The sequence below is a fragment of the Franconibacter pulveris genome, from assembly GCF_056780215.1.
Genome location: NZ_CM165555.1, coordinates 2,900,403 through 2,917,912 on the forward strand (window position 1 = coordinate 2,900,403; position 17,510 = coordinate 2,917,912).

At 56.6% G+C, this 17,510-nt stretch carries 17 protein-coding genes; 7 read left to right on the forward strand and 10 right to left on the reverse strand.

Annotation, left to right across the window (positions count from 1 at the left end):
* Positions 1-4 precede the first annotated feature (4 nt).
* The 4 genes from htpX to ACU4F7_RS13705 form a co-directional block, all read right to left on the reverse strand.
* A complete protein-coding gene (gene htpX / locus ACU4F7_RS13690) occupies positions 5-886 on the reverse strand; it encodes a protease HtpX (RefSeq protein ID WP_024555747.1) in 882 nt (293 codons plus the stop codon).
* Positions 887-1,083: 197 nt separating this feature from the next.
* On the reverse strand, positions 1,084-3,132 hold the full coding sequence (gene prc / locus ACU4F7_RS13695; protein WP_029591844.1) for a carboxy terminal-processing peptidase: 2,049 nt from the start codon (positions 3,130-3,132) through the stop codon (positions 1,084-1,086).
* Between the two features lie 19 nt (positions 3,133-3,151).
* Complete coding sequence (proQ, locus tag ACU4F7_RS13700; protein ID WP_028019878.1) at positions 3,152-3,838, reverse strand: RNA chaperone ProQ; 687 nt, start codon at positions 3,836-3,838, stop codon at positions 3,152-3,154.
* A 100-nt stretch (positions 3,839-3,938) separates the two neighbouring features.
* Positions 3,939-4,433 (reverse strand): GAF domain-containing protein, encoded by a 495-nt coding sequence (locus tag ACU4F7_RS13705; RefSeq protein WP_481637146.1) that lies wholly within the window; start codon positions 4,431-4,433, stop codon positions 3,939-3,941.
* A gap of 125 nt (positions 4,434-4,558) precedes the next feature.
* On the opposite strand from ACU4F7_RS13705, the gene yebS reads away from it, so the two are divergent.
* From yebS to ACU4F7_RS13730, 5 genes are all read left to right on the forward strand, one after another.
* Positions 4,559-5,842: a membrane integrity lipid transport subunit YebS gene (gene yebS, locus ACU4F7_RS13710; protein ID WP_029591846.1), complete on the forward strand. Its 1,284-nt coding sequence runs from the start codon at positions 4,559-4,561 to the stop codon at positions 5,840-5,842.
* A complete protein-coding gene (locus tag ACU4F7_RS13715; RefSeq protein ID WP_029591847.1) occupies positions 5,811-8,444 on the forward strand; it encodes a PqiB family protein in 2,634 nt (877 codons plus the stop codon). The genes yebS and ACU4F7_RS13715 overlap by 32 nt, the downstream gene beginning before the upstream one ends.
* A gap of 135 nt (positions 8,445-8,579) precedes the next feature.
* Positions 8,580-9,959 carry a 16S rRNA (cytosine(1407)-C(5))-methyltransferase RsmF gene (rsmF, locus tag ACU4F7_RS13720; RefSeq protein WP_481638736.1) on the forward strand — a complete coding sequence of 460 codons (1,380 nt, stop codon included), beginning with the start codon at positions 8,580-8,582 and terminating at the stop codon, positions 9,957-9,959.
* A 112-nt stretch (positions 9,960-10,071) separates the two neighbouring features.
* Complete coding sequence (locus tag ACU4F7_RS13725) at positions 10,072-10,311, forward strand: YebV family protein (RefSeq protein WP_024553311.1); 240 nt, start codon at positions 10,072-10,074, stop codon at positions 10,309-10,311.
* Positions 10,312-10,416: 105 nt separating this feature from the next.
* The gene (locus tag ACU4F7_RS13730; protein WP_024555754.1) at positions 10,417-10,608 is read left to right on the forward strand and encodes a YdfD/YebW family protein; all 192 of its coding nucleotides are present in this window, start codon (positions 10,417-10,419) and stop codon (positions 10,606-10,608) included.
* Here the strand turns inward: ACU4F7_RS13730 and ACU4F7_RS13735 are convergent, their stop codons facing one another.
* From ACU4F7_RS13735 to yobA, 5 genes are all read right to left on the reverse strand, one after another.
* Complete coding sequence (locus tag ACU4F7_RS13735) at positions 10,609-11,253, reverse strand: metallophosphoesterase (RefSeq protein ID WP_481637147.1); 645 nt, start codon at positions 11,251-11,253, stop codon at positions 10,609-10,611.
* A gap of 193 nt (positions 11,254-11,446) precedes the next feature.
* Positions 11,447-11,893 (reverse strand): peptidoglycan-binding protein LysM, encoded by a 447-nt coding sequence (lysM, locus tag ACU4F7_RS13740; protein WP_029591850.1) that lies wholly within the window; start codon positions 11,891-11,893, stop codon positions 11,447-11,449.
* Between the two features lie 712 nt (positions 11,894-12,605).
* Positions 12,606-12,941 (reverse strand): YebY family protein, encoded by a 336-nt coding sequence (locus tag ACU4F7_RS13745; protein ID WP_024555757.1) that lies wholly within the window; start codon positions 12,939-12,941, stop codon positions 12,606-12,608.
* A 20-nt stretch (positions 12,942-12,961) separates the two neighbouring features.
* Positions 12,962-13,837 (reverse strand): copper homeostasis membrane protein CopD, encoded by an 876-nt coding sequence (gene copD, locus ACU4F7_RS13750; protein WP_481637148.1) that lies wholly within the window; start codon positions 13,835-13,837, stop codon positions 12,962-12,964.
* Between the two features lie 4 nt (positions 13,838-13,841).
* Positions 13,842-14,216, reverse strand: coding sequence for a CopC domain-containing protein YobA (gene yobA / locus ACU4F7_RS13755; protein ID WP_481637149.1), 375 nt, complete (start codon positions 14,214-14,216; stop codon positions 13,842-13,844).
* A gap of 148 nt (positions 14,217-14,364) precedes the next feature.
* Between yobA and ACU4F7_RS13760 the strand changes: the two genes are divergently transcribed.
* Both ACU4F7_RS13760 and exoX read left to right on the forward strand, forming a co-directional pair.
* The gene (locus tag ACU4F7_RS13760) at positions 14,365-14,595 is read left to right on the forward strand and encodes a DNA polymerase III subunit theta (RefSeq protein WP_029591853.1); all 231 of its coding nucleotides are present in this window, start codon (positions 14,365-14,367) and stop codon (positions 14,593-14,595) included.
* Between the two features lie 134 nt (positions 14,596-14,729).
* Positions 14,730-15,392, forward strand: a complete 663-nt coding sequence (gene exoX / locus ACU4F7_RS13765) for an exodeoxyribonuclease X (protein ID WP_029591854.1) — start codon at positions 14,730-14,732, stop codon at positions 15,390-15,392.
* On the opposite strand, the gene ptrB is transcribed toward exoX, so the two are convergent.
* Positions 15,389-17,446 (reverse strand): oligopeptidase B, encoded by a 2,058-nt coding sequence (ptrB, locus tag ACU4F7_RS13770; RefSeq protein WP_029591855.1) that lies wholly within the window; start codon positions 17,444-17,446, stop codon positions 15,389-15,391. The two genes, exoX and ptrB, sit on opposite strands and share 4 nt — an antisense overlap.
* Positions 17,447-17,510 lie beyond the last annotated feature (64 nt).

A 17,510-nucleotide genomic window follows, 5' to 3' on the forward strand; every position in this document is an offset into this window, starting at 1 on the left:
CCGCTTATTTCAGATACTGTCCGCTGCGCAGCGCTTCGATACGTTTATCTAACGGCGGGTGCGTCATGAACAATTCGCTCAGGGATTTAGATTTCCCATTAATGCAGAACGCCATCATGCTGCTGGCTTCCTGCGGCTCGTAGCTGGTTTTCAGACGCTGAAGCGCGGCAATCATCTTCTCGCGGCCCACCAGTTTTGCCGAGCCGGCATCGGCATGAAACTCGCGGTAGCGGGAAAACCACATGGTAATGATGCTTGCAAGGATACCGAATACCAGTTCCAGTACGGTCGCGACTGCAAAATAGATAAGCGGGTTGCCGTTGCTCTCTTCGCCCTCGTCGCGGTTGCCGCCAAGAAAACCGGCCGCAATCTGCGCGATAATACGGGAGATAAAGATAACGAAGGTGTTTACCACGCCCTGAATCAGCGTCATGGTCACCATATCGCCATTCGCGATGTGGCTTATTTCATGGGCGATAACCGCTTCCGCTTCGCCACGGCTCATGTTCTGCAACAGCCCGGTGCTTACCGCCACCAGCGAAGCGTCACGCCGCGCGCCCGTCGCAAAAGCGTTGATATCCGGCGCGTGGTAGATAGCCACCTGCGGCATAGCGATGCCCGCCTGACGTGACTGCTGCGCGACGGTATCCATCAGCCAGCGTTCTGTCTCATTACGCGGCTGCTCAATAACCTCTCCCCCTACCGAACGTAGCGCCATCCATTTGGACATCAGTAGCGAAACAAAGGATCCGCCGAAACCAAACAACAGCGCCATAATTAACAGCCCTTGCACGCTGCTGGACTGAATTCCTGTCAGGCTGAGCACCAGCCCGAAGACAACCATGACCGCAAGGTTGGTCAACAGGAAAAGCGCGATTCGCATCATAATTTTCTTTTTACCTCGGTTTAACAATACGCCTTATGCGGTTACACACATCGTAGGGTTCCGCGCGCCATTTTCAAGCGTAGCGCCGAAGCAAGTGCCTAAAAATACGTAACTTTACATTTTGTAGCATTTTGCTGACGACGGTCATAGAAAGGTAAAAAAACAGGCACATTTTCATGTGCCTGTTTGCGGTAGGATTATTGACTGGCTGCGGGTTTTTCCGGCGCTTTCGCCTTTTCAAGATGCGCCAGGTCAAGCGCGATATGGACGGTTTCATCCAGATACGGATCCGGCTCCTGGTAATCCTTAGGCAGATCCTCAAGCTTTGAAAGAGGCGCTTTACCCGCACGCTTGTAGCGATCGTTAATGCGCGCCAGGCGCGTTGCATCTTCTTCCTGGTTCTCTTTCTCACGCTGGGCAAGATTGAGCGAAACCTGGTTACGCTTCTCTTTCAGCGCATTGAAACGCGCAATGTCCTTGATGATGTACTGGAATTCCGGATCTTTAGCGATACGCTCATTGTGGTCTTTAAGCAGTTCCGGCCCAAACGGCGTCAGATCGCCAGACTTCACAAAGGTCGCCGCATTAATGCTATCCCAGGGCAGCGCGTTATCCTCGAATTTCTCCCCGGTTTCGGTCTCTTCGTTACCGGTCGGCATCATGATATCCGGCGTCACGCCCTTACGCTGCGTGCTGCCGCCATTGATGCGGTAGAATTTCTGGATGGTGTACTGTACGGACCCCAGCGCCGGCCATTCCGGACGCAGCATCTGATCGTAGATGCGATTCAAAGAGCGATACTGCTGCACAGTGCCCTTGCCGAACGTCGGTTCGCCAACGATCAGTGCACGGCCGTAATCCTGCATCGCCGCCGCAAAGATTTCCGAAGCGGAAGCGCTGAAGCGGTCGACCATCACCACCAGCGGGCCTTTGTAATAAACCACGCCGTCATTGTCGCTATCTTCACGCACCTTGCCGTTGTTATCACGCACCTGCACAACCGGGCCGCCGGGTATAAACAGGCCGGAGAGCGAAACCGCTTCGGTCAGCGCGCCGCCGCCGTTAGAGCGCAGGTCGATAATCACCCCGCTGACGTTCTGCTTCTCAAGCTTCTGCAGTTGCACTTTGACGTCATCGGTCAGACCAACATAGAAGCCAGGAATATCCAGTACGCCAATTTTCTCTTTGCCGACCGTTTTCACCGTCATTTTAACCGCACGGTCTTCAAGACGAATACGCTCACGCGTAAGCGTAATGATTCGGGTCTTGGTGCCTTTGCCAGCAGGCAGGATCTCCAGGCGCACTTTGCTGCCCTTCGGCCCTTTAATAAGCGCGACGACATCATCAAGACGCCAGCCGATCACATCCTGCATCTGCTGACCAACCTGCCCGACGCCTACGATACGGTCGCCGACGCTGATAGCCTTGCTTTTCGCCGCCGGGCCGCCCGCAACCATGGAGTTGATTACGGTGTAATCTTCATCCATTTGCAGCACGGCGCCGATGCCCTCCAGAGAGAGGCTCATTTCGGTGTTGAATTGCTCAGTATTACGCGGAGAAAGGTAGTTGGTGTGCGGATCTATCTCATGAGCGAAGGCCGTCATCGCCAGTGAGAAGACATCTTCGCTGTTGGTTTGCGCTAGTCGACGAATGGCGAACTTGTAACGCTTGGTCAGCGTTTCGCGAATTTCTTTATCGCTTTTACCGGTGAGCTTCAGGCTCAGCTCGTCGAATTTGACTTTGCTGTCCCAGAGCTGGTTTAACGCTTCTTCGCTTTTCGGCCACGGCGCTTTGCTGCGGTCTACTTCAAAGGTGTCGTTACCGGTGAAATCCATCGGACGTTCCAGCACCTTTAACGCGTACTGGTAACGTTCAAAACGGCGCTTCTGCGCGAGGTTATAGAGATCGTAGAAAACCTCCAGTTTCCCGGTGCGCAGCTCATCGCCGATTTCATTTTTCTTTTTTGAAAACTGTTCGACGTCGCTCGCCAGCAGAACGTTGTGGCTATAGTCCAGCAGGTTCAGATAGCGGTCGAAAATTTTTGCCGAAAAGGCGTTATCGAGGTCGAACTGGCGGTAATGAGAGCGGGTAAAACGGGAAGTCACGCGCTCGCTCACCGTTGCGTGCTGAGGCTCTTCTTTTAAAACTGGAATCTGGTCAGCACGAGTGATGTCGTCCACAGCCAGCGCCTGGCCTGCCATAAGCAGCAGGCCGGCGACGGCGGTGAGCTTAAAAAAAGTGTTCATGCCCTGGTTGACCTCCGTTTCAGAACAGTAAGTGTTCTGCGCGTACAATCATCGACATACCAGAAGTCAGCTGTACACGGACGCCATCTTTGGTGATTTCCTGCACGGTGGCATCCATCGCGTTATTGCCCGCCTTCACTTTGATAGCCTGCCCGACGGAGAGCGCAGAAATATCGGAAACGGGAGTGTGGCGTTCTTCACGCGGCGCGCGCGGCGCTTTGTCCGCCGGTTTAGCCGCGCGAGGTTTGCGCTCGGCGTTCTCTTTACGACGAGGCGCAGGGCGCGGTTTACGCTCACGGCGCGGCGTCTCTTCGCCTTCGCCCGCGGCGGCAGCGGCTTCACGCTTTTTGGCCTGCTGTTCGGCGCGCTGGGCCTGAACACGCGCTTTCGCTTCTTCAAGCTGCTGGCGAGCATGTTCGACATGCTGTTCGTCCAGCTCGCCGCACGGGTTGCCATCGAGATCCACGCGAGTCGCGCCCGCCTTGATGCCGTGCAGATAGCGCCAGCTTGAAGTGTAAAGACGTAATGCGGAACGAAGCTGCGTTTTGCTGAGGTTCATCTCGCCCTCAACGCGCGCGACCAGATCCTGAAAGATACCAATCTTCAGAGGGCGCGCTTCACCTTCGGCGCTGAAGCACTGAGGAAAACGCTCAGCCAGAAAGGCGATAACTTCTTTACTGCTATTCAACTTAGGTTGATTTTCCATGAAATTTCCTGATTACAACGGATGTTGCCAACAAGCCGCAGGCATGAACAGGCGTCATTATAATGACGCCATCGCTAAATGCCACGTTATCCGTTGTTTATCATGCGAACGTCGCAAAGAATTTTTTAAAATCGGTGCCGGCGATGACCTTCTCAAGGTGTCCTGCCAGCTCCCGCAACCCTTGCTCATCGTCAGCATCGAAGCGGTTAAAGAGGGTACTGTCGATATCAAGCACGCCGATAGTCTGGTTCTCAATCTGCAGCGGCAAGACGATTTCAGCGTTGCTTGCGGCATCGCAGGCGATATGGCCATCGAAGGCGTGCACGTCGTCAACGCGCTGCACTTCGCCAGTGGCGACAGCCGTGCCGCAGACGCCGCGGCCTACCGGAATGCGAACGCAGGCGATTTTGCCCTGGAAGGGGCCGAGCACCAGCGTATCGCCTTCCAGCAGATAGAATCCTGCCCAGTTAACGCCTTCGAGACGTTCGAAAAGCAGCGCGCTGGTGTTCGCGAGCGTTGCCAGGAAACTGGTTTCCCCTGCCATCAGTGCCTGAAAATCGCGGTTCAAATCCGCATAAAAGTCTGTTTTGTTCATTGTTTGTTCACTTAGTGTCTAACTTAATTGCTGGCTTATTAAAATAAGCATTAAATGCGTTCATGCTCAAGATGAATCATTTCATGCGTTAATATATAGAAACCTGATAAAAAGAATTGACCTGGATGGCTCTTAAATCTACCGCGGCGCCAGCACGCAAAAAAATAAAGGTTCACGCCATCGGCGAACCGTTGCCTTACGAACACTATCAACGTTGCCCGCAATGCGACATGCTTTTTTTGTTGCCGGTAGTGTCATCCCGTCAGACGGCGCACTGCCCGCGCTGCGACGCGAAGATCCGTGACGGACGCGACTGGTCGCTGACTCGCCTGGCGGCGATGGCTATCACCATGCTGTTGTTGATGCCGTTCGCCTGGGGCGAGCCGCTGCTGCGCCTCTATCTGCTCGGCACGCGCATCGACGCCAACCTGATGCAAGGCATCTGGCAGATGGCGCGCCAGGGCGACACCCTCACCGCGGCGATGGTGCTGTTTTGCGCCGTAGGCGCGCCCGCGACCCTTGTCGCCTCTATCGCCTGGCTCTGGTTTGGTAATATTTTCGGCATGAATTTGCGCCCGGTGTTGCTGATGCTGGAGAGGCTCAAAGAGTGGGTGATGCTGGATATTTACCTGGTGGGGATAGGCGTCGCCTCAATCAAGGTGCGCGATTACGCCTGGCTTGAACCCAGCATCGGTCTGCTCGCCTTCATCGCGCTGGTTATCTTAAGCGTGATGACGATCATTCATCTCAACGTCGAGCAACTCTGGGAGCGTTTTTATCCCCAGCGGCCCACCACTCGACTGCAGGAAAATATCCGCGTCTGCCTGGGTTGTCATTACACCGGCGTGCCGGACCGGCGAGGCCGTTGTCCGCGCTGCCATATTCCTCTGCGCGCGCGTCGTCGGCACAGCATTCAGAAAAGCTGGGCTGCACTTATCGCCGCGCTGGTGCTGCTATTGCCTGCCAATTTGCTGCCAATTTCAGTGATTTACATCAACGGCGGACGGCAGGAAGACACCATTATGTCGGGCATTATTTCGCTCGCGGGCAGCAACATCGCCGTCGCGGGCGTGGTGTTTGTCGCCAGTATTCTGGTGCCGTTTACGAAAGTCATCGTGCTGCTGACGCTGCTTGTCAGCATCCATTTTAAATGCCAGCAGGGCCTGAGGACCCGCATACTTCTGCTGCGTCTTGTGACCTGGATTGGTCGCTGGTCGATGCTGGATCTGTTTGTTATTTCAATCACCATGTCGCTGGTGAATCGTGACCAGCTGCTGGCGTTTACGATGGGACCCGCTGCGTTTTACTTCGGCGCAGCGGTGATTTTGACTATTCTTGCAGTTGAATGGCTGGATAGCCGCTTACTTTGGGACGCACATGAGTCAGGAAATGCCCGCTTCACAGACTGAAGCGCGAATTAAAACAAAACGCCGTATTTCGCCGTTCTGGTTGCTGCCGGTTATTGCGCTTCTGATCGCAGGCTGGCTTATCTGGACCACTTATGAAGAGCGCGGCACCACCGTCACTATCGATTTTATGTCTGCCGACGGCATCGTTGCCGGCCGCACTCCCGTGCGCTATCAGGGGGTAGAGGTCGGCACGGTGCAGGATATTCGCTTAAGCGACGACCTTAATAAAATCGAAGTTACCGTCAGCATTAAAAACGACATGAAAGACGCGCTGCGCGATCAAACCCAGTTCTGGCTGGTTACGCCTAAAGCGTCGCTTGCCGGGATTTCCGGGCTCGATGCACTGGTAGGCGGCAACTATATCGGCATGATGCCGGGTAAAGGCGAACCGCAGGATCACTTCACTGCGCTTGATACGCAACCCAAATACCGGCTGAACAACGGCGAGTTGATGATTCACCTGCAGGCGCCCGATCTCGGTTCGCTGAACAGCGGCTCGCTGGTTTACTACCGTAAAATCCCGGTCGGCCGCGTCTATGACTATGCCATCAACACCAACAAACAGGGCGTTACCATTGATGTGCTGATCGAGCGGCGCTTCACTAACCTTGTGAAAAAAGGCAGCCGCTTCTGGAACGTTTCTGGCGTGAAGGCGGATGTCGGCTTAAGCGGCGCGCAGGTGCAGCTTGAAAGCCTGGCGGCGCTGGTCAACGGCGCTATCGCGTTTGACTCCCCGCCCGATTCCGCCCGCGCCGAGCAGAACGATGAGTTCGGCTTGTATGAAGATCTCGCGCACAGCCAGCGCGGCGTTATCGTCCGGCTTGATTTACCGGGCGGCGCAGGGCTGAAGGCAGACAGCACGCCGCTGATGTATCAGGGGCTTGAGGTCGGTACGCTCACCAAACTCAACCTTAACCCAGGCGGTGCGGTGACGGGCGAAATGACTGTCGACCCAAGCGTGGTTAACCTGCTGCGTGACGGCACGCGCATTGAACTCAAGAGCCCTAAGCTCTCGCTTAACAATCCCAGCGTCAGCAGCCTGCTGACCGGCAGCACGTTTGAGCTGGTGCCGGGCGAAGGCAAACCGCGCAACCACTTTGTCGTGCTGCCCGCCGACAAAACGCCGTTGCAGCAGCCGAACGTGCTGACGCTCACGCTGACCGCGCCGGAAAGCTATGGCATCGACGCCGGCCAGCCGCTCATTTTGCACGGCATCCAGATAGGCCAGGTGCTGGAGCGCTCGCTTTCCGCGAAGGGCGTGAGCTTCTCCGCGGCTATCGATCCGCAGTATCGCGATCTGGTGAAAGGCGACAGTAAATTCGTGGTCAACAGCCGCGTGGATGTGAAGGTCGGCCTTGATGGCGTAGAGTTCCTCGGCGCCAGCGCAGCGGAGTGGATTAACGGCGGCATTCGCGTGCTGCCAGGCAGCAAAGGCGAGATGAAAGACACCTATCCGCTTTTCGCCAATCTGGAAAAAGCGGTGGAAAATAGCCTGAGCGACCTGCCCACCACCACGCTTACCTTAACCGCCGACAGCCTGCCGGATGTGCAGGCGGGTTCCGTGGTGCTCTATCGGAAGTTTGAAGTGGGCGAAGTTATTACCGTTCGCCCGCGCGCCAACGCGTTTGACATCGAAGTTCACATCAAGCCCGAATATAAAAATCTGCTGACGCAGAACAGCGTGTTCTGGGCCGAAGGGGGCGCGAAAGTGCAGCTTAACGGCAGCGGCCTTACCGTGCAGGCTTCGCCGCTCTCCCGGGCGCTGAAAGGGGCTATCAGTTTCGATAACCTGAGCGGCGCGGGAGCGGGCATGTCTAAAAACGACAAGCGCATCCTCTACCCTTCGGAAACCGCCGCGCGCGCGGTGGGCAGCCAAATTACGCTGCACGCCTTTGATGCAGGCAAGCTCGCCGCAGGCATGCCAATTCGCTATCTCGGCATTAATATCGGTCAGATTGAGTCGCTGGATTTGATTACCGAGCGCAGCGAAGTGCAGGCCACCGCCGTGCTTTATCCGGAGTATGTGAAAACCTTCGCCCGCGCCGGCACCCGTTTTTCCGTGGTGACGCCGCAGATTTCCGCCGCAGGCGTTGAGCATCTCGACACCATCCTGCAGCCGTATATCAACGTCGAGCCGGGACGCGGCAAGGCGCTGCGCGACTTTGAGCTGCAGGAGACCACCATTACCGATTCGCGCTACCTTGACGGCCTGAGCATTGTGGTGGAAGCGCCGGAAGCGGGCTCGCTGAATATCGGCACGCCGGTGCTGTTCCGCGGCATGGAGGTGGGCACGGTGACCGGGCTTGCGCTGGGCAGCCTTTCGGATCGCGTGATGGTTTCAATGCGTATCAGCAAGCGTTACCAGCATCTGGTGCGCGAGAACTCCGTGTTCTGGCTCGCTTCCGGCTACAGCCTCGACTTCGGCCTGACGGGGGGCGTGGTGAAAACCGGCACCTTCAATCAGTTCATCCGCGGCGGCATCGCTTTCGCCACGCCGCCGGGCACGCCGCTTGCGCCTAAAGCGCAAGCCGGTAAGCACTTCCTGCTGGAAGAGAGCGAGCCGAAAGAGTGGCGTCAATGGGGCACCGCGCTGCCCCGCTAACCCTCTCGCCCCGGTGTCACGCCGGGGCGATTGTGCTACACTTCGCGCCCTCTTTTTCTGTATACGGGGTGAACTGTGGCGCAATCCGCTTCCGCTTATCTGCCTGACGCTTTTCTTTCTGTTATCCGCGAAGCGATGCCTGAAGCGCTGTCGCTCGACGCTTTTATCGCCGCCTGTCAGCGCCCGCTGCGCCGCAGCATCCGCATTAATACCTTAAAAATCAGCGTTAGCGATTTCCTCGAACGGGTCGCGCCTTATGGCTGGCAGCTCACGCCGGTTCCGTGGTGCGAGGAAGGCTTCTGGATAGATCGCGACGAAACGTCGCTGCCGCTTGGCAGCACGGCGGAGCATCTGAGCGGGCTGTTTTATATTCAGGAAGCGAGTTCTATGTTGCCTGTCGCCGCGCTTTTCGCGGACGGCAACGCGCCGCAGCGCGTGATGGACGTGGCGGCCGCGCCCGGCTCGAAAACCACGCAGATTGCGGCCCGAATGCAAAACGAAGGGGCGATTCTGGCCAATGAATACTCCGCCAGCCGCGTAAAAGTGCTGCACGCCAACCTTAGCCGCTGCGGCGTTGCGAATGTGGCGCTCACCCATTTCGACGGACGCGTCTTCGGCGCGGCGCTGCCGGAAGCGTTCGACGCCATCCTGCTGGACGCGCCCTGCTCCGGTGAAGGGGTGGTGCGAAAAGATCCCGACGCGCTGCGCAACTGGTCAGTCGAAAGCAATCATGAAATCGCCGCTACCCAGCGCGAGCTTATCGACAGCGCGTTTCACGCTCTGCGCCCCGGCGGCACGCTGGTCTATTCAACCTGCACCCTGAACCGGGAAGAGAATCAGGCGGTCTGTCTGTGGCTGCTTTCTCGCTATCCGCAGGCGGTAGAAATTGTGCCGCTGGACGGACTTTTCCCCGAAGCGGGTAAAGCGTTGACGCCGGAAGGTTTTCTGCATGTTTTCCCGCAGATTTACGACTGTGAAGGCTTCTTTGTCGCCCGCCTGCGTAAAACCGCATCGGTAGATGCGCTGGCGAAGCCGAAATATAAGGTGGGGACGTTCCCCTTTAGCCCGCTCAAGGGCCGTGAAGCGCGTGAAGTGGCAAGCGCCGCGGCGGGCGTGGGGCTCGAGTGGGACGAGACGCTCCAGCTCTGGCAGCGCGATAAAGAGGTCTGGCTTTTCCCGGCGGATATTGAACCGCTTATCGGCCAGGTCCGTTTTTCCCGCATCGGTCTGCGCCTGGCCGAACGCTTCAATAAAGGCTTTCGCTGGCAGCACGAGGCGGTAGTGGCGCTCGCCGGAACTGGCAATAAATTCGCTTTTGAGCTTAGCTTAGAGGAAGCGGGCGAATGGTATCGCGGTCGCGATATCTGGCCTGCGAACCCGCCTTCGGCGGATGAAGTCATCGTGACGTTTCAGGCGCAGCCGTTGGGGCTCGCCAAACGCGTAGGCTCTCGCCTGAAAAACAGTTACCCGCGCGAACTGGTGCGCGACGGCGTATTATTCAGCGCGCTGAACTGATTCGCCTAAAAAATCGACGCCTTTAATTTGGCACTTTTTGCACAAAGGTCTACCCTGAAAAGGGAGGCCTTTACTGGTCATACCACCTGCAAACAGCCCAAGGGAGAGCGTTATGACAAAAACCAGTGTAAAAATCGGCACTTTCGAGATTGACGATGCCGAACTGCACGGCGAGCAGCAAGGCGATCGAACGTTAAGCATTCCGTGTAAATCTGACCCGGATCTCTGCATGCAGCTTGATGCCTGGGACGCCGAAACCAGCATTCCCGCCCTGCTCAATGGCGAACACTCCGTACTCTATCGCGTACATTACGACCAACAAGCCGATGCCTGGATCATGCGTCTTGCCTGATTCCAAAAGAACCCGTCGCCCAGACGGGTTATTTAATCCGACATTTTTCCCGTCCTCTCCCGCTTCCCCTACACTTAATAGCCAGGCTGTTGATTTGAGGACGCTATGTTCGCTTTGGTTCTGTTTATTTGTTATCTCGACGGGGGATGTGACGATATCGTCATCGACGTTTTTAATACTGAACAGCAGTGCCTGCAGGCGATGGACGAACAGCGGCTGCGTCACGGCGGCTGCTATCCGGTTGAGGATTTTATCGACGGATTCTGGCGCCCTGCGCAAGAGTACAGCGACTTTTAATCATTGCACCTGCACCAGCGTCAGCCGGTTGCCAAAGACCGCGCCCGTGTCGATATAGTGTTGATTCGCGAAGTCGAGCGGCGTTTTCAGCGGCGTATGGCCGAAATAGAACGCATCCGCGCCGGCGATGCTCCCACCCTGCCCGCGCATATGACAGTTAAGGCGGTCGCGGCTCCACACCACCTGATGTTCATCCACGGGCTGCTGCCAGCGATACTGCGCGCTGGGATAATCGGCATGGGCTATTACGATGGTCCGCCCGCTCGCATGCAGTTCAATAATCAGCGGCAAATTCTCGCAGCTCAGCAAGAGCGGCTTTACGTTGCCCTGAGCCGTTTCGGAAAGTTTCGCAAACCACGCGCCGCCGTTTAGCCACCATAGCTGCCTGTCCCCCTCCCGCAGCGCATCAAGCGCCATCTCCTCATGGTTGCCGCGTACGGCAAAAAACCAGGGGCGGTTGAGCAACCTCAGACAGCCGGGGCTATCCGGCCCGCGATCAATCAAATCGCCTACCGAGATAACCATATCCTGGCTGGGGTCGAAATGGTGCGCGCGCAGCGCCGCGGCGAAAGCAGACAGGCAACCGTGCAGGTCGCCCACGATAAATACATGTCGCCATTGCGAACCATCAATACGCTGATACATACAACCTCCTCGACGTCATGCAAGTATAGCTGCACGATATCGAGGAAAAGGATTGACGCACGTCCGGGGGGAATAAAACCATCAGCGTTATCGGTTAATAAAACCTGCGCTGAAAATAGCTGCGTTAATAAAAAAGAATGCCCCCGGCGAGAGTATCGCCGGGGCGTTTTAATAAAACCGCTAATGCGATGGGTTATTCAGGAATGCGCAACACCTGCCCTGGATAAATTTTATCCGGGCTGGTCAGCATCGGTTTATTAGCTTCAAAAATCTTATTGTACTGATTCGCATCGCCGTAAACCTGTTTCGAAATAGCGCTCAGCGTATCGCCCGATTTCACCGTATAAAACTGGCTTTCTTTCGCGGTCGTGGCGGCTTTAACCTGATCATCCACGCTTGCAATGCCGGCGATATTGCCGACCGCGACAAGGATCTTCTCTTTCGCTTCCTGGCTCAGCCCGTCACCAGTCACGGTGGCTTTGCCATCGGCGACCTGGACGTTGACCTTATCCGCGTCCGGAATGCCGGTTTTGGCTAAGTGATCCTGCACTTTTTTCGCCTGCTCTTCCTTGTCATGGTTGCCGGACACCGTATCCCAAAGCTTTTCGCCCGCCTCTTTCACAAAATTAAAAAGACCCATTTTTACCTCTCTTATATCCAGTGAGTTCCCCTAAAGCTTAGCAGAAAATAGATCGGCAACGCGCCGCTTTGTTATATTCGGACACACCTCGTTACCGGTTGGATTATATTGCACATAAAAATTAGCCCCCGAACCGTTATAAACGAAGCGGCTGGCGACGGCCCAAAAAACATTCGGCGCGGCGCGTTAATGATTGATGAAAATAACGGTTGGCTTTCTATAGCGCGGTTTGTCCCGGCGGGGCTTGCTTTGCGCACGGGCCTGCCCCGCCCTCGCTTGCGGCTCCCTCTCGCTTCCTGAAGCCGTCAATAAAAGCGTAAAAAGGCGGAAAAGTAGTTGGAGGCGAGCGCAAAAACGTTTAGATTGCTTTAACAAAGCGAACGGGGAAAACGCGGAGAGTCGTGCGCTAAACTGCCGGGACCAGGGAATGATTCGCATCGCCTTGCTTAAAAGGCGGATAAAAAAAGACCGAATACGATTCCTGTATTCGGTCCAGGGAAATGGCTCTTGGGAGAGAGCCGTGCGCTAAAAGTTGGCATTAATGCAGGCTAAGTCGCCTTGCACTTTAAGGATAGATTACGGCGTGAGGTTTTCCAGTCCGCGACAAATGCAGTCTGAAAAAAACCTCACGTAACGTGATTAATTATAAAAAAACCGCAACGTCTGCCCTCAGGGCCGTTGCGGTTTTTTATATTTACAGCCTGAACAAGGCTTAGCAGAGCTTTTGCGCGCGCTCGATAAAAGGGGCCAGACTCATCTTCTCGCCCGGTTTCGCCGGATCATCAGCCTGAATAATCGTAATCGGCTGACCGCTGGTCTTCCCTTCTTTTACCTGACGCTCGGCAATGTCATTTAGCGGGTATTGCATCAGCGTGCTGGGGTTAATGGCGAACAGCGCATTGCCCGGACGGCAGGTCAGCATGACCTCTTCACGGGTGAAGGCCCATTTGTCTTTGCCCATTTCAAACCGGCTGACCGTAATAATTTGCGTCGCCAGCGCCATTCCGGAACAGGAAAGGAGCAGCAACGCGAGTAACGTTTTTTTCATCGAAGTTTCACCTAAGCGATTCAGAAAGGCTCCCAGGTAGCGAACAGGCTGACGATTGCCAGCACCAGCGCGCCCAGCGCCATCTCCAGTTGCGTCAGTTGTACAAAGCGCTGCTGCGCCTCGCCCTGACCGTTGCGAAATCGTGGCACCAGAAAATAGCGGTTCCAGAGCGCAATTGCCACCATCATCGCCACCAGTGCTATTTTCACGAACAGTAATCGTACGTAACCGCTTTGCATCGGCCAGTGCAGACCGAGGATAAAAACGGCGTTCAGCGCGCCGGTTAGCAATACGCCCGCCACAGCAAGATGGCCATAGCGCGAAAAGCGCATCATGGCGACGATAGCCGCCTCCCGCCAGCGCGCGCGCCTGGCAAGACGCATGCAGACTAACAGCGGCCAAAGTCCCCCAAGCCACCAGGCAGCGCAGAGCAGATGAACGGCATGATTCAGACGATGCAACGCGCCGGTCATGCCTTCATGCATGGCGGCATGTCCGACGTCCGCCAGCAGCGCCAACTGAACGGCAACGAGCAGCGACAGCAGCGCCGCGCTGCCCCTGGGCTTCAGCCAGGCCGCGACAAGCGTTACCACCGCCAGCACCATCTGCCAGAGCCAGTTATTGCCAAAGCGCGTCGCCAGGACGGCGAGCCAGATTTGCGGGTCGATGCTGTCTTGCAGACCATCGCCCATCAGCCCGGCCTGCACAGCCAGCATCAACAGCGCGCTGACAGCATTACACAACAGCGCAGCCCGCCAGAACGCGGCGAGCCGCTTTTTCAGCGGCGGGCGCAGCGCAGCAGGCGCCAGCAGGCTGACACACAGCGTCGCGCCCAGCGCGAGCATTAGCGCCGCGAAGTGAATGAATCGCAACGCGACGAAGGCGGTTGGCAGCACGGAATTATTTGACCGTAAAGCGGTACTGGCCTTTGGTTTTATGGCTGTCGACGGAAACCACATGCCACTCAACCTGATAATCGCCCGGAGCGAGCGTCTGCGTTAGCGGCACGACCAACAGCCTGTCATCGTTCGCATCACGAGCAACCTTACCGGTGCTCACCGCTTTCCCCTCCGGGCCGGTGATTTTCACGCCGCTAAAGGCAGGTTCGATGCCTTCAGAAAAGCGCAGGCTCAGCGACTGCGGCGCCCGCTCTACCGTTGAGTCAGCCGCAGGCGTCTGCGCCTTTAAATGGGCGTGAGCGAAAGCGGCGGGCGCGGAAAACAGCGTAATCACAAAGGTGCAGAGACAGGCGGCGCGGGAAACAGAAAAGGCCATGCGATTCATTCCTTTTAGTTATGTGTCTGGCGCCAAGAATAACCCTGCCATCTGGTCAAGTCGAGCAAGCGGGCACGCAATGCTACATAAGCACTTGTCATCTGCTGCGGCTCGCAGTACCTTCACGCGGTTCAGAGAGGAGTTTGTTATGAAGCACAATCTTGCAAAGCTTCCCCAGGAAGAGATGGATAAAGTGAACGTCGACCTGGCGGCCGCAGGCGTCGCCTTTAAAGAGCGGTATAACATGCCGGTTATCGCCGAAGCGGTAGAGCGCGAGCAGCCTGAACACCTGCGCGGCTGGTTCCGCGAGCGGCTGATTGCCCATCGCCTCGCCTCGGTCAACCTTTCACGCCTGCCTTACGAGCCGAAGGTGAAATAAGGCTGCGCGCCCTTTTTCCTGCGCTTACACTGTTAGTCTTACTTTTGAGCGTTCTGCCTGTCGCTGTGCGAAAAGCGGAGGGTTGGCAGGGCGTTCTCGTTGCATTACGCTACGTTTTTTCGGCGGAGAGGACCATGCTGCGCGTTATAGATACCGAAACCTGCGGTTTACAGGGCGGCGTTGTGGAAGTGGCGTCGGTCGATATTATTGATGGCCGCATCGTCAATCCCATGAGCGACCTGGTCTGCCCTGACCGCCCCATCAGCCATCAGGCGATGGCCATTCACAAAATCACCGAGGCGATGGTCGCGGACAAGCCCGTTATTGAAGAGGTGATCCCCCGTTATCACGGCAGCCCATGGTATGTGGCGCATAACGCCAGCTTCGACAGGCGCGTATTGCCGGAGATGCCCGGCGAATGGATCTGCACCGTTAAGCTGGCGCGCCGCCTGTGGCCTGGCATCAGCTACAGCAATATGGGCCTGTATAAATCGCGCAAGCTGAGCGTCGAGACGCCCGCCGGGCTGCACCATCACCGCGCGCTGTTTGACTGCTATATCACCGCCGCGCTGCTGCTGGAGATAATGAACGTCAGCGGCTGGACGCCGGAAGAGATGGTGAACATTACCGGTCGCCCCGCGCTGGTCGCCTCGCTTCCTTTTGGCAAATACCGCGGTCAGCCGGTTGAAGCCATTGCCGAGCGCGACCCGGGCTACCTGCGCTGGATGCTCAATAACATCAAGGACCTGAACCCCGATCTGCGCATGACGCTCAGGCACTATCTTGAACAGGATTAACCGGCTTTGCCCGGTAGCGTCCCCTGCGCCAGCGCGACCAGGAAAGCGTATTCCATCGCCACCCCTTCGTAGGATTTAAACCGGCCAGACTTCCCGCCGTGGCCGGAATCCATATCGGTGCAGAGCAGCAGCAGGTTATCGTCGGTTTTCAATTCACGCAGCTTCGCCACCCATTTCGCCGGCTCCCAGTATTGCACCTGGGAGTCGTGCAGGCCGGTAGTCACTAGCAGGTGCGGGTAGCTCTGCGCTTTGATTTGATCATAGGGGCTGTAGCTTTTCATGTAGTGGTAGTACGTTTCCTCTTTCGGATTTCCCCACTCTTCAAACTCACCGGTCGTCAGCGGGATAGACTCATCCAGCATGGTGGTGACCACATCGACGAAAGGCACCTGGGCGATAACGCCTTTAAACAGCGCCGGCCTTTCGTTGATTACCGCCCCCATCAGCATCCCGCCTGCGCTGCCGCCCATGCCGAACAGGTTGCGCGGGTCGCCATAGCCATGCTCCACCAGCGCGTCGCAGACATCGAGATAATCATTAAAGGTGTTTTTCTTCTTGAGGAATTTGCCCTCTTCATACCAGCGCTGACCCAGTTCGCCGCCGCCGCGGATGTGGGCGATGGCGTAAACAAAGCCGCGATCGAGCAGGCTCAAACGGCTGGCGCTGAAATCGGCGTCAATACTGGTGCCGTAGGAACCGTAGCCATAGACCAGCAGCGGGTTACGCCCGCGCTGGAAATGCTTTTTATGATAAACCAGCGAAACGGGCACTTCCTCGCCGTCGCGCGCGGTGACCCAGATATGTTCGCTGCGGTAATTGCTGGCGTCGAAACCGGCGACGTCGGTCTGTTTTAATACCCTGCGCTCGCCGGTGTCCATATCCAGCTCAAAGAGCGTATCCGGCGTGGTCATTGAAGAATAGCCGTAGCGCAGCCGCGACGTATGCGGCTCGGGGTTGAAAGCAAGCCAGGTGACATAGGCCGGGTCGTCAAAAGCGATGCCGGTAACTTCCCGCGTTTTGCGGTTTATTTGCCGCAGGCTGGTCAGGCCGCGCTGGCGCTCTTCCACTACCAACCAGTCGGTAAAGAGCGTAAAGCCCTCCAGCATGATCTGCTCGCGCGGGGGAATAAGCACTTCCCAGCGCTGTTCGTTGCGCAGCTTGCTGCGATAAAGACCGAAGTTTTTGCCGTCGCGGTTTGAGCGAATATAAAAAGTGTGCTGGAAGTGGTCGATGCTGTATTCGTGATCCTTACGGCGCGGCAGAAAGCAGAGCGTCGGCGCATCCGGCAACTCGGCGTCCACCAGCAGGACTTCCGTGGTGGTGGCGCTGGCGAGGTAAATTTCAATGAAATGTTGCGAGGTGGTTTTATGGACGCTGACATAAAACGTCTCATCTTTCTCCTCGTAGATCATCTCATCTTCGCTTGCCGGCGTCCCTACCGTGTGCCGCCAGACCTGGTAGGGCAGCAGCGTTTTGGCATGCTTTTTTACGTAGTACAGCGTGCGGGAGTCATTCGCCCAGACGAAGCTTGGCGTCACGTTCTCCAGCACCTCGGGGTACCAGTTGCCCGTTTCCAGATTGCGAAATCGCAGGCCATATTGCCGCCGGGAGAGGAAATCTTCCGCCAGCGCCAGGGTGGTGTTGTCCGGCGTAATGTCGAACCCGCCGAGCGTGTAGAACTCGCTGTGGGCGGCGCGCTTATTGCCATCCAGCAGCGTCTCCCACTCATCCCATTCAGAGAGCAGCACGGACTGACGCTGGTGGATGGCGTATTCGCAGCCTGTTTCGTACACCTGGCGGTAGCGATAACCATTTTTGACATAGGGCGCCGAAACGTCGCGCTGCGGGATGCGGTTGACCATTTCGCCGAGCAACCGTTCCTGCAGCGCTTCCTGCGTCACCATAACGCTGCGCCCGTAATCGTTCTCCGCGTGCAGATAATCCAGCACGTCAGGGTCGGATCGGGCGTCGTCACGCAGCCAGTAATAGTTATCGATTCGCGTATCGCCATGCTGCGTGATGGCGTGAGGTATTTTTTTAGCTTGAGGTGGCATGTCGTTGTTCTTTTCGGTTAACACACTGTAAGGGTGGCAAAACCCCAGCGTGTTGCAAGCGAAA

Excerpts from the sequence above, each read along its gene's own strand:
- htpX (WP_024555747.1), bottom strand. The coding sequence starts at position 886 with ATGATGCGAATCGCGCTTTTCCTGTTGACCAACCTTGCGGTCATGGTT.
- prc (WP_029591844.1), bottom strand. The coding sequence starts at position 3,132 with ATGAACACTTTTTTTAAGCTCACCGCCGTCGCCGGCCTGCTGCTTATG.
- proQ (WP_028019878.1), bottom strand. The coding sequence starts at position 3,838 with ATGGAAAATCAACCTAAGTTGAATAGCAGTAAAGAAGTTATCGCCTTT.
- ACU4F7_RS13705 (WP_481637146.1), bottom strand. The coding sequence starts at position 4,433 with ATGAACAAAACAGACTTTTATGCGGATTTGAACCGCGATTTTCAGGCA.
- yebS (WP_029591846.1), top strand. The coding sequence starts at position 4,559 with ATGGCTCTTAAATCTACCGCGGCGCCAGCACGCAAAAAAATAAAGGTT.
- ACU4F7_RS13715 (WP_029591847.1), top strand. The coding sequence starts at position 5,811 with ATGAGTCAGGAAATGCCCGCTTCACAGACTGAAGCGCGAATTAAAACA.
- rsmF (WP_481638736.1), top strand. The coding sequence starts at position 8,580 with ATGCCTGAAGCGCTGTCGCTCGACGCTTTTATCGCCGCCTGTCAGCGC.
- ACU4F7_RS13725 (WP_024553311.1), top strand. The coding sequence starts at position 10,072 with ATGACAAAAACCAGTGTAAAAATCGGCACTTTCGAGATTGACGATGCC.
- ACU4F7_RS13730 (WP_024555754.1), top strand. The coding sequence starts at position 10,417 with ATGTTCGCTTTGGTTCTGTTTATTTGTTATCTCGACGGGGGATGTGAC.
- ACU4F7_RS13735 (WP_481637147.1), bottom strand. The coding sequence starts at position 11,253 with ATGTATCAGCGTATTGATGGTTCGCAATGGCGACATGTATTTATCGTG.
- lysM (WP_029591850.1), bottom strand. The coding sequence starts at position 11,893 with ATGGGTCTTTTTAATTTTGTGAAAGAGGCGGGCGAAAAGCTTTGGGAT.
- ACU4F7_RS13745 (WP_024555757.1), bottom strand. The coding sequence starts at position 12,941 with ATGAAAAAAACGTTACTCGCGTTGCTGCTCCTTTCCTGTTCCGGAATG.
- yobA (WP_481637149.1), bottom strand. The coding sequence starts at position 14,216 with ATGGCCTTTTCTGTTTCCCGCGCCGCCTGTCTCTGCACCTTTGTGATT.
- ACU4F7_RS13760 (WP_029591853.1), top strand. The coding sequence starts at position 14,365 with ATGAAGCACAATCTTGCAAAGCTTCCCCAGGAAGAGATGGATAAAGTG.
- exoX (WP_029591854.1), top strand. The coding sequence starts at position 14,730 with ATGCTGCGCGTTATAGATACCGAAACCTGCGGTTTACAGGGCGGCGTT.
- ptrB (WP_029591855.1), bottom strand. The coding sequence starts at position 17,446 with ATGCCACCTCAAGCTAAAAAAATACCTCACGCCATCACGCAGCATGGC.